Annotated in this window: 9 protein-coding genes; 4 read left to right on the top strand and 5 right to left on the bottom strand. The window is 58.9% G+C overall.

Annotated elements, in window-relative coordinates; all coding sequences use genetic code 11:
• Complete coding sequence (locus ACVWYY_RS12350) at positions 1-1293, bottom strand: metallophosphoesterase family protein (protein WP_414400542.1); 1293 nt, start codon at positions 1291-1293, stop codon at positions 1-3.
• Between the two features lie 176 nt (positions 1294-1469).
• Entirely contained in the window at positions 1470-2363 is an 894-nt protein-coding gene (locus tag ACVWYY_RS12345) for a bestrophin family protein (protein WP_457404078.1), read from the bottom strand.
• 255 nt (positions 2364-2618) lie between these two features.
• On the opposite strand from ACVWYY_RS12345, the gene ACVWYY_RS12340 reads away from it, so the two are divergent.
• Entirely contained in the window at positions 2619-3110 is a 492-nt protein-coding gene (locus ACVWYY_RS12340; protein ID WP_457404077.1) for a helix-turn-helix domain-containing protein, read from the top strand.
• 8 nt (positions 3111-3118) lie between these two features.
• Here ACVWYY_RS12340 and ACVWYY_RS12335 read toward each other — a convergent pair whose 3' ends face one another.
• Together ACVWYY_RS12335 and tatA are read right to left on the bottom strand one after the other, a co-directional pair.
• The gene (locus ACVWYY_RS12335) at positions 3119-3955 is read right to left on the bottom strand and encodes an anti-sigma factor domain-containing protein (protein WP_457404075.1); all 837 of its coding nucleotides are present in this window, start codon (positions 3953-3955) and stop codon (positions 3119-3121) included.
• Positions 3956-4173: 218 nt separating this feature from the next.
• Positions 4174-4419 (bottom strand): twin-arginine translocase TatA/TatE family subunit, encoded by a 246-nt coding sequence (gene tatA, locus ACVWYY_RS12330; protein WP_414356913.1) that lies wholly within the window; start codon positions 4417-4419, stop codon positions 4174-4176.
• A 487-nt stretch (positions 4420-4906) separates the two neighbouring features.
• On the opposite strand from tatA, the gene ACVWYY_RS12325 reads away from it, so the two are divergent.
• Together ACVWYY_RS12325 and glgB are read left to right on the top strand one after the other, a co-directional pair.
• A complete protein-coding gene (locus tag ACVWYY_RS12325) occupies positions 4907-6382 on the top strand; it encodes a dihydrolipoyl dehydrogenase family protein (protein ID WP_457440713.1) in 1476 nt (491 codons plus the stop codon).
• A gap of 60 nt (positions 6383-6442) precedes the next feature.
• On the top strand, positions 6443-8734 hold the full coding sequence (gene glgB, locus ACVWYY_RS12320) for a 1,4-alpha-glucan branching protein GlgB (protein ID WP_414341827.1): 2292 nt from the start codon (positions 6443-6445) through the stop codon (positions 8732-8734).
• A gap of 278 nt (positions 8735-9012) precedes the next feature.
• Here glgB and ACVWYY_RS12315 read toward each other — a convergent pair whose 3' ends face one another.
• Positions 9013-10170, bottom strand: a complete 1158-nt coding sequence (locus ACVWYY_RS12315) for a DegT/DnrJ/EryC1/StrS family aminotransferase (protein ID WP_457440717.1) — start codon at positions 10168-10170, stop codon at positions 9013-9015.
• A 194-nt stretch (positions 10171-10364) separates the two neighbouring features.
• On the opposite strand from ACVWYY_RS12315, the gene ACVWYY_RS12310 reads away from it, so the two are divergent.
• On the top strand, positions 10365-10750 hold a 386-nt coding region (locus ACVWYY_RS12310), incomplete at its 3' end, for a glycosyltransferase family 9 protein (protein ID WP_457440711.1).

Genomic DNA, 10750 nt, shown 5'->3' with positions numbered 1-10750 from the left:
TCAGTCTTCTGCTCCCCATTCGCGACAGCGATGCGGAGCATCAAAAGCTCCCCTTAGGTGAGCATACACTTCCGATTCTCCTTGCCCATCCAAAACCTTTTCTTTAAGATCCAGAAGCAGCCGCGCTAGCTCTTCACTGCGTTTGCGGTAGTGGGCATGGCTGCTCAGCAGATCCCTGTAGATTTTCTCTTCGATTTGTAGCCTTTGCCCCTCTTCTTCCAAGGAAAGGGCAGCCGACCCGAGCTCTAAAGTATTGGCCTCAAAACGAAACAGAACCAGCAAGGCGCCGGTGAGCTGCTGAATTTGACACTGTAGGGCGCGGCTATCCAGCTCATGCTTGGCGAACCCCACCTGTCCCACCAGCCGCAACTCCACCATCGGCTCCATCTCACTTTCCTGAAAACGGGATCCCTTAGCCAAGGCAATGGCTGCTGCGGCAATCTGTTCGGGGGTTTCTCTGCCCTTGGCCTCCAGATAGAGCCGGCGGCGGGGCCGCTGATGGTAATCCTGCACCAACTCCGCTTGGGGTGGGCCATCTCCCCAGCGGACGCGATAGGCCCCCCGTTGGAAGTCCCATTCGGCAGTGCTGTTGGCCTCCAGGGATCCCGGGTTGAAGATCCACCCGCCCTCGGAATAGCTTTTGTGAATGTGTCCCAAGGCCAGGTAGCCCACCCCCGCCTCCCGCAGGGGCAGCAGATCTTTGTAGCGCAGAGCGCCTTGGTAACGGGCAATTTGGCCCTCTAGACCGTGGTGGAACATCAACACCACCCGTTCTGGGCCGGGGGGCAACCGTCGAATGGCCGCCGCCAACTGCTCAATCGACCGAGGGGCTGCCGATCCGTACCACTGGGATCCGATCACCCGCACCCCACAGGGCAAATCCAGATACCCACCCCGCCGACCTGACCAGGGGCGCAGCTCCAGTCCCTCTTCCCCTTCCTCAGGCTCCAGCAGGATCAACTCCCCGTGATCGGCTAAGTACCTCAGCCAACTGGTTTTCACGCCATAGGGACGGTTGTCGTGGTTGCCCTCGATGGCCAACACCGGAATCCCGGCCTGCTGCAGCTCCCGCAAGACGATCTGGGCTTGGTTGAGAACGCCGGGCTGAATCTGCCGATGCTCGAACAGATCTCCGGCGATGAGCACAAAGTCCACCGGATCCTGAATGGCATAGCGCCGGACAACATCCCGAAAAGCCAAAAAGAAGTCCTTGCTCCGCTCCGGGCTGTCGTAGCGGTCATAGCCCAGATGCACATCGGCCAGGTGTAAAAATGTGCAGGTTGAGCAGGCCATCCCCAGAGCACCTCGGCAAATTGTCCACAGTTTAGCAAACCCATCTTGTTCCCTACCCAAGATATAGGGATCCCTTCCTCTCAATCATCGGGTTCGTCCCGGCTATCTCCACTAGGGGTAGGTGCCGACTGAGGATCTGAGGAAACCCTGGAATGGACGGCTGCCCAAGAGTTCTCTCAGGTGGAATCGATTAAATCCAGGATATTGTGCTTCATCTTGTTGCAAATGTTATCGAGGGGCAGATCATTGGGATCCCGGCCGAAGGGGTTTTCAATTTCGATGCCGATCTCTTCAACGCCAAACAACATAAAGCTCAGCCATCCCACAATGGGGCCGGTCATCCAACCCAAACCTTCCACCATCTGAAACGGCAAAGATAAACAGTAGAGCAATAACAACTGCTTCAAGTGCAGGGCATAAGCCATGGGCATTGGGGTCATGAGAATGCGCTCGCAAGCCCCCAGCGCATCCACCATGCTGTTGAGCCGCTCCACCATGATCGTGAGCTGGTAGACCTCAACGCGGCCCTTTTGGTATTGTCGCTGCAGATAATCTCCAATCCAAAAGGCAATCTGCAAAGGGGGATGGTTGAGGCTTTGGAGACGTTGCAACTGCTCCGGGCTGAGGAGGGGCTGAATCTCATCCAGCAAAGGTTCCTGGCGCAAGTGCTGTTTCATGGCCATGGCAAAGGCGGGCAACAGATATAGAGTTTGGATCTTCTCTTCCCGGTCGCCGGGTTGCTTTTCTTCAATGGCTACCCAAATCAAGCGGGCCAAATTGCGCACGTCATTCACCACGGATCCCCAAGCTTTCCGCCCCTCCCAGAACCGTTCGTAGGCGGTGTTTGTCCGAAACACCAGCATCAAACCCAAAACGATGTTGGGCACAAACGCCACCAACGACGACAGCGCCAGGGGCAGCCCCAACTTATACAGAACCGAAACCAGCACCCCGGCCAAGCCGCAGATAAAGGCGCGGGGAAGCACTGCCGGTACAACCGATCCTTGCAACTGCAGGGCCAGGCGAAACCAACGCAGCCCCTCTCCTGCAAGATACTTGCGAAGAACCATAGTGCAGCGTCGGCAAGCTTGCCCTCTGATCCTACAGCCACTCCTACAGCCACGGCCTGCCGCCCTAGAGGGGATCCCTTGCCCGCCTATCCTGAAAAGCGACGAGGGTAGCCTGTTAGAGATTTTTCAGTTCGAGATTCTGTAAATGTCAAGCAATGCCCAGGCAAACTTCACGAACAACTTCCAAAACCCCAAGTTACTGTGGTAGACTCTCCGCCAGGCAACGAATTCAACGCTGTTCTGCGACGCCCCAACATGGCTGGAGTCCTCAAGCTCGACATTCAGGAATCGGCTGAAGAGCTCAAATCCCTACTAAGCAAGCAGTCTACACCGACCGGGAAGGAGCGGGTTCAAGCTCTCTACCTGCTCAAGATTGGGAAAGTCAAGACGATGACAGGCTTGGCTGAAATTCTGGGGCGGGACATCTCAACGATTTTTCGATGGTTTCAACGCTACAAGGCCAAGGGGCTAGAGGGCATGTTGACGGTGCCCCGCAACCAAGGGCGCAAACCCCTCATCCCCAAGCCGGTTTTGGAAATCCTCAAGCAGGAGCTGCATCAGCCTGGCCGATTCCGTACCTACAGCGACATCCGCGAATGGCTGCGGGAAACGCACGGTGTGGATGCTTCCTACAAAGTTGTGCATGAAACTGTTCGCTACCGTCTCAAGGTGCGCTTGCGGGGATCCCATGCTAAGCGGCGCAAGAGCGGGGGACAAACTCCCCAGCCATCCCCCCATCTCTCTTGATCTCTTGATCAGGGCTGGGCAGCAGGGATCCAAAAACTGCTCTGCAGCAGAGGCGGGCTTGTGGGGGATTCGCTCCCTCCTGCCGGTTCAAGGGTGACGAGAAGGTGGGTCGGCTGCTCAGAATGGAGGGGTTGACTGAGCCATTGCAGGGATCCTTCCCCGTTGACGGCAAAAGTGCCGGCGTTTTCCAGCAGTCGTCCCCCTCCCTGGATCTCCGACTCCAGCCACAGTTGATAGGTGCTCCCTGGGGGGGCAGGGGCCATCTCCGAGGCCAAGAGCAGCACCTGCTTGGCATGGGGTGACCAGAGGGCTTGCACCAACAGGGGAGTGCTGAAGCTGGGATCCCGCAGCAGGGTTCGCTGCACCTGCGGTTGTCGTTGCCACTCTTGGTAGAGCCGTTGAACTGCCACCGACTCTCCCTCGATGGGGGATCCCCACTGCCAGCGCAGCCGCCAGTAGGCCGCTGTTATGGCCAGCGCGTAGATCCCCAATACCGCCAGGCTGCCCCAAAGGAGACGTCGCGGCTCCAGAGGGGCTGAGGTTTGAATGGAGAGGGGGACAGGTAGCCAAGCCCAACGCCGCAGCCGTTCCCTGGCTTGAAAGGCCGTCAACTCGTAGAGCCACAGAGCCACCGAGCGATCCCGCTGCAGGTCAAAGGCATTGGCGTGTTTCCAGCAGAACTCGAACACCTGCCGCACCACCTCTTCCGCCTGGTGAGGTTGCTTGAGAATGGCCAAGGCAATATCCAGCAGGCGCTTCTGATAGCGATCCTTGAGCAAAAAGTGGCTGCGGCGATCCCGCAGTTGGATCTGGCGCATCAACTCGAAATCGGTCAGCTCAGCCATACCACCTCTGGGGCATCCGATGAGCCTATCCGGGCTGATTTTGGCTCAGCCGGTAGCACTAGGCTGGGGAACTTTCCAGAACTATACACTAGCCCTGGAGCCGGCTCCCTTGCGAGCTGACTTCACCTCTCATCCAAAGCTGGCTTGGATCCCCCCTCTCAACAGTTCCGGCAGCAGGCCCCTTGCAGGAGTTGGGATCCCACCCCTCTCCGCGACCCTCAGGCGGCATCTTTCTCAACCACCTTCTCCGCCTTTTCTGCGCCGGCAGGCTCGTCATCGCTGCTGGGGTTGTTCATCTCTTGTTTGAAACTCCGCAACGCTTTGCCAAAGGCGCTGCCCAACTCCGGTAGCTTCTTGGGGCCAAACACGACCACCGCGATCACCCCAATCACGGCCAGCTCTGGCAGGCCCATGCCAAAGATGCTCACGGCCAAGATAGGTTCGCTCGGCAGCAGGATAGTCATAAGTCCCCAAACCCTGAAAGGTAGAACAGACGGATCAACCCAGCTTGCAAGGGATCCATCCGTCCCACTCTAACAAGTTCTTCTCCCATGCAGAAAGGGTGTGGAAAGGGATCCCCTTCTGATACATTCACGCTGAACTCTCCTGAACATGGTTCAGGAAAGAAGCGATCGCATCCTGCCTATCTCTGTTCGCGTCAGCGGGACGGAGTCCAAGCAGGAAGGCGGTATCCCGCAAAGCCCTGAGGAATACCCCCCGAGCGCTTTCCCCCTTCACTTCCCGGCAACCGTTGCGGTGGACTCAAGGATCAGGGGGAAACTTGGTCTACTATATCCCTCTCAATGACTTTTGCCAAACCGCCTAAAGCTCAGTAAATTCAGCAAAGTTCAGGGTTTTGGGGGTTAGAGGCATGCTCCCATCCTGCCCCCGGCCCACTCAAGACATAGGATGGTGCTATCCCTTGCCCGATGTTTTTGTTCAGAACAAGCCATGCCTGTCTCCTACGATATTGTGGTCATTGGCGCTGGTGCGGCGGGTCTGGTGGTGGCCAGCGCTGCGGCCCAACTGAAGGCCAAGGTGCTGCTGGTGGAAGGCAGCGACCGCTTGGGCGGCGATTGCCTCTGGTATGGCTGTGTGCCCAGCAAAGCCCTTCTTCACGTGGCCCATACCGTCCATCGGATTCGCCAGGCCATGGCTGCCGGTTGGGTAACTCTCCCTGGCCCAGCAGGGATCTCGGTGGATTACCTCAAGGTGTACGAACACATTCGCTCTGCCCAGAGCTACATCGCCAACCACGCCGATTCGCCAGATCGCTTCCGCCAACTGGGGGTGGAACTGGTGTTTGCCAAGGGCCGCTTTGTGGATGGGCGCACCTTTGAGGTGGCAGGACGGCAGGTACAGGCGCGGGCTTTTGTCATCGCCACCGGATCCCGTCCTTGGGTTCCCCCCTTGCCGGGCTTGGCCGAGGCGGGCTATCTGACCAACGAATCGATCTTTGACTTGACCCGCTTGCCCAAATCGGTGGCGGTGATAGGGGCGGGGCCGGTAGGCTGCGAGTTGAGCCAAGCTCTGGCCCGTCTGGGATCCGAGGTGACCCTCATTGCCAGCCGCGAGCGCATCTTGCCCAAGGAGGATCCCGAAGCCGCCCAGGTGGTGCAGCAACAGTTGACCCAAGATGGGATCCGCATCCTCACCCGGGTACGCGCCACAGCAGTTGGCCAAGAGCAAGGGGCAAAGCTGCTTTCCCTAAAGGCCAATTCCGGGGCAGGCACCGCCGCTACAGGTGACCCGGTGATCCGCGCAGAAGAGATTTTGGTGGCCGCCGGTCGGATCCCGAACGTGGAAGGGCTGGGTCTAGAAGCCGCCGGCGTGCAGTACACCCCCCAAGGGATCCAGGTAAATGCCAAGCTGCAAACCCGCAATCCCCGCATCTACGCCTGTGGGGATGTCATCGGCGGGCCGCAATTTACCCATGTGGCGGCCTACGAAGCGGCAGTGGCCTTGGTCAATGCCCTGTTTTTCCCCCTCAGCCAAGCGCGTTATCGCGTCATTCCTTGGGCCATCTTCACCGAGCCGGAGCTGGCCCGTGTGGGCCTCACCGAAAGCGAAGCCCGGCAGCAATACGGCAAGGATGTGGTGGTGCTCAAACAGGAGTTTGCCGATGTGGATCGGGCCCAGGCAGAAGCTGCCCCCCTGGGCTTTGCCAAGTTGATCTGTCGGCGCAACGGCCAGATTTTGGGGGCGCACCTGGTGGGATCCCAGGCGGGAGAGCTGATTCATGAAGTGGTTTTGGCCATGAGCCGGCGGCTGCCCGTCTCTGCCCTGACCGGGATCCACATCTACCCCACCCGCTCGGAGGTGAACGCCAAGGCGGCCCTGCAGCACCGCAGGCAACAATTGGCCACCAACCCCCGCCTGCAGAACTTCTTGCAGGGATTCTTTGCCTGGAGGCGGGCCTGGAGCTGACAGCGCAAACTGGGGGTCAGCCACCGCTAGACTAGAATGGTCATTTACTGAGGGTTCCCGATGGGCTTTCTCCTGTCTGCCGAACAAGTGGGTCAGTTTGTTTCCAACCAATGGCAGGATCCCTATGCCGTTTTGGGCCCCCAGCAGATAGAAGAGGCCGGGAAATCCTTTGGGTTGGTGCGCGCCCTTGTGCCCAATGCTCGGCAGGTTTGGCTGGTGGAACGCGCCACTGGACAGGCTTACCCGATGCAGCCGCTGCACCCGGAAACGCTATTCGAGCTGCGCTTTGAGCCGGGAACCCCTCTGCCGGACTATTTTTTGCGGGCCCAACGGGTCTGGGATCCCCAAGGGGAACACTTGGAAGAATGGGAGGATCCCTACCGCTTTCCCTTGGAGAAGGTCAACCACATTGGCGAGCTGGATCGCTACTTGTTCAACGAGGGGAATCACCACCGCATCTACGACAAGCTGGGCGCTCATCCCATCACGGTGGACGGGGTGAAGGGGGTGCATTTCGCCGTCTGGGCTCCCAACGCCCGCAACGTCAGCGTTATCGGCGATTTTAACCACTGGGACGGGCGTCAACACCAGATGAAGCGGCTGGGCGAAAGCGGCATCTGGGCGGTGTTCATCCCCGGCATAGGGCCAGGCGCCATCTACAAGTACGAGGTGAAAACTTCCTGGGGGGATATCTACGAAAAATCGGATCCCTATGGCTTCCAACAGGAGGTGCGCCCCAAAACCGGCTCCATCGTAGCCGACCTCAACACCTACACCTGGCACGACCAAGCCTGGCTGGAAAAACGCGCCGCCACCGATCCCCTGCGCTCGCCGATTTCGGTTTATGAGGTGCATCTGGGATCCTGGATGCACGCCTCGGCTGAAGATCCACCTGCCGAAGGGCAAAGTGTGCTGGTGGACCAAAAGCCCAATACTCGCTTCCTCACCTACCGCGAGCTGGCGGACAAGCTAATCCCCTATGTGAAGGAGCTGGGCTTTACCCACATCGAGCTGTTGCCGGTGGCAGAACACCCCTTCGATGGCTCTTGGGGCTATCAAGTGATTGGCTACTATGCCGTAACATCCCGCTATGGATCCCCGCAAGACTTTATGTATTTTGTCGATCGGGCCCACCAGGCCGGGATCGGCGTGATTGTCGATTGGGTGCCCGGACATTTCCCCAAAGATGGGCATGGGCTGGCTTTTTTCGACGGTACTCACCTGTACGAATACGCCGACCCTCGCAAAGGCGAGCACAAAGGCTGGGGCACTTTGGTTTTTAATTATGGCCGCAACGAGGTGCGCAATTATCTGGTGGCCAATGCCCTTTTTTGGTTCGAGAAATACCACATCGACGGGATCCGGGTGGATGCGGTGGCCTCGATGCTTTATCTGGATTATGACCGCAAAGACTGGATCCCCAATCCCTACGGCGGGCGGGAACACCTCGAAGCCATCGACTTTTTCCGGCAGCTCAATACCCTCATTTTCAAATACAACCCCGGTGCGCTTTCCATTGCCGAAGAATCTACTGCTTGGCCGATGGTAACTTGGCCAACCCATGTGGGCGGGCTGGGCTTCAACTTGAAGTGGAACATGGGTTGGATGCACGACATGTTGGATTATTTCCACATGGATCCCTGGTTCCGCCAGTTCCATCCCCATTTGGTTACCTTCAGCCTCATGTATGCCTTCAGCGAAAATTACATGCTGGCCTTTTCTCATGATGAGGTGGTGCATGGCAAGAGCCACATGTTGGGCAAAATGCCGGGGGATCATTGGCATAAGTTCGCCAGTCTGCGGGCTTTGTATGGCTACATGTTCACCCACCCTGGCAAGAAAACCTTGTTCATGAGCATGGAGTTTGGCCAGTGGAATGAGTGGAACGTTTGGGCAGATCTGGACTGGGGGCTGCTGCAGTATGAACCCCACGCCAAGTTGCGCCACTACGTGGCCAGCCTGAATCACCTGTTGCGCTCTGAGCCTGCCCTGTATACCCAAGACACCAAGCCAGAAGGGTTCCGCTGGATTGACTGCAGCGATCATCGCGGCATCGTTTCCTTCATCCGCTATGGGGAGGATCCCAGTGAGTGGGTGGTGGTGGTTTGTAACTTCACGCCGGTGGTCTGGCCCAATTACCGCATTGGGGTACCGGAACGAGGTTTTTATCGAGAGCTGCTCAACAGCGATGCTGTGGAGTTTTGGGGCAGCGGGGTAGGCAATTTGGGGGGCAAGTGGACAGACGACTGGGCCTACCACAACTTGCCCTACTCCCTCGAGCTCTGCCTGCCGCAACTTTCTACCTTGGTGCTGAAATGGCAGCCGCCGCAGCCGGTCGAGTCCCAGAATTGACACCCTGCTGGCTTCCTTCCGCCGCACTGGGAGGACGGGTCTGGAGACTTCGTTTTTTGGCCATTTGTAGTCCTTTCAAGCTGGATTGAGACAATCCCCAAGCGCTCCATACCGCTTCCGAGATCACCCCCAGTCCTCTTCCCAGAGGGAGAGGGGAGTTGGGAAGCAATGGGATGGAAATGTTTCATTTCGTTTCATTCTTATTTAAAATGACTGTGGGCGTGGGTGCAGTGTTCTAGTTTGAATCGAAATGACCATAAGGCAGACATAACTGAGTGCTACGGGCAGGTTTTTTCTGAGAGGATTTCAGCAATGGCCGCAGCCACCCGCTCTTGTTGACAGGTGGTCAACTCAGGAAAACACGGCAAAGACAACACCTGAGCCGCACATAGCTCGGCATTGGGCAGATCCCCCCGCCTGTAGCCCAGCCCTCGGTACACCGGCTGCAGCGGCAACGGCAGAGGATAGTAAACCCGACTGCCAATGCCCCGCTCCTTCAGACCCTGCTGCAAATCGTCCCGCCGCCGCGAATCCAACGGCTCAGAACCCACCACCCGCACCGTGTACTGGTGCCACACCGAGTTCCCCCCCACCCCCACCTGGGGCAACATCAAACCCGGGATCCCTTGCAGCAAGCGGTGGTAACACTCCGCAATCCCCTGCCGCCGCCAGTTCCACTCCCGCAGATAAGGCAACTTCACCGAGAGAATCACCGCCTGCAGCGCATCCAAACGACTGTTGAGACCCAGATACTCGTGGTGGTACGGACGGGTCTGCCCATGCTCCCGCAGCGCCCGCACCCGCCTGGCCAGTTGGGGATCCCGCGTCACCACCGCCCCCCCATCCCCAGCCGCCCCCAGATTCTTGGTGGGAAAAAAACTGAAACAGCCCACCTCTCCCCACGTGCCCACCGGCCTGCCCCCCCAACAGGCCCCCACCGCCTGGGCACAATCTTCCACCACCGCCAACCCATGCCGCCGGGCAATAGCCAGAATCTGGGTCATGTTGGCCGCCTGCCCAAACAAATGCACCACCACCACCGCCTTGGTGCGGGGGGAGATGCTCCTTTCCAGTAGCTGCGGATCCAGGTTAAAGGTGCACGGATCCACATCCACAAACACCGGACGCGCCCCCACCCGGCTGATGGCGGCAGCCGAGGCAAAAAAACTGAAGGCACTGGTGAGCACCTCATCCCCCGCCTGGATGCCCAAAGCCTGCAAAGCCAACACCAAGGCATCGGTGCCGGAATTGCAGCCGACGGCCTCCAGGGGGCCACCCCCCAAAAACTGGGCAAACTGCTCCTCAAAGCGCTGCACCGCCGCCCCGCCGATGTACTGGCCAGAGGCCAGCAGCGCTTCCAGCTGCGGCTGCAACACCGCGGCCAAAGCGCGGTACTGCCCCGTCAAATCCAACAGCGGAATCGGCTCCTCCGTCATGGTGCTGCCTTTGGAGAAGGTGGCGGCCACAGCCCATCATCGCGGATGAGAGCCTGGGTAGACAACGCTCTGGGCCAGCAGGGGGCTGGAACCGGTCTGCCCAGCCTGTCCTGAAGGTCTGCAATCTGAGATAGAGTAAGCGCGGGATGTCCTGAGCCAGGGATCCCTGGATACCGCTTTCTACAGGATGCTTTATGCAGGTGGCTTCTCGAGCAGTTGGCGGCACAGCGCCTTTGGCCCCCCGCCTTTTGGCTCTGGTGCCGGGGGGGATTGGTGACCAGATTTTGTTTTTCCCCGCCCTGGCCAGTTTGCGGCAGCGCTTCCCGGAGGCGGAGCTGGAGGTGGTTGTGGAGCCGCGGGCAGCAGGGGCTTATGAGGTTTGCCCTTCGGTGAGCCGGGTGCTGACTTTTCCTTTCAAGGAGCGGCTGTCGTTGGGGGATCTCAGCGACCTGCTGGGGCGCATTCGGGAGCGGCAGTATGACGGGGTGCTGAGCCTGGGCCGAAGCTTGGGGGTCAAGCTGTTGTTGTGGCTGACCGGCATTCCCAAGCGGGTGGGCTATGCGCCGCCGGGGCCGGGGCG

This window comes from Thermostichus sp. MS-CIW-34 (assembly GCF_054060435.1).
This window is presented reverse-complemented; position numbering and strand designations above follow the sequence as displayed.

Coding starts and splice junctions, on each gene's coding strand:
- ACVWYY_RS12350 (WP_414400542.1), bottom strand. CDS start 1,293: ATGGCCTGCTCAACCTGCACATTTTTACACCTGGCCGATGTGCATCTG.
- ACVWYY_RS12345 (WP_457404078.1), bottom strand. CDS start 2,363: ATGGTTCTTCGCAAGTATCTTGCAGGAGAGGGGCTGCGTTGGTTTCGC.
- ACVWYY_RS12340 (WP_457404077.1), top strand. CDS start 2,619: ATGGCTGGAGTCCTCAAGCTCGACATTCAGGAATCGGCTGAAGAGCTC.
- ACVWYY_RS12335 (WP_457404075.1), bottom strand. CDS start 3,955: ATGGCTGAGCTGACCGATTTCGAGTTGATGCGCCAGATCCAACTGCGG.
- tatA (WP_414356913.1), bottom strand. CDS start 4,419: ATGACTATCCTGCTGCCGAGCGAACCTATCTTGGCCGTGAGCATCTTT.
- ACVWYY_RS12325 (WP_457440713.1), top strand. CDS start 4,907: ATGCCTGTCTCCTACGATATTGTGGTCATTGGCGCTGGTGCGGCGGGT.
- glgB (WP_414341827.1), top strand. CDS start 6,443: ATGGGCTTTCTCCTGTCTGCCGAACAAGTGGGTCAGTTTGTTTCCAAC.
- ACVWYY_RS12315 (WP_457440717.1), bottom strand. CDS start 10,170: ATGACGGAGGAGCCGATTCCGCTGTTGGATTTGACGGGGCAGTACCGC.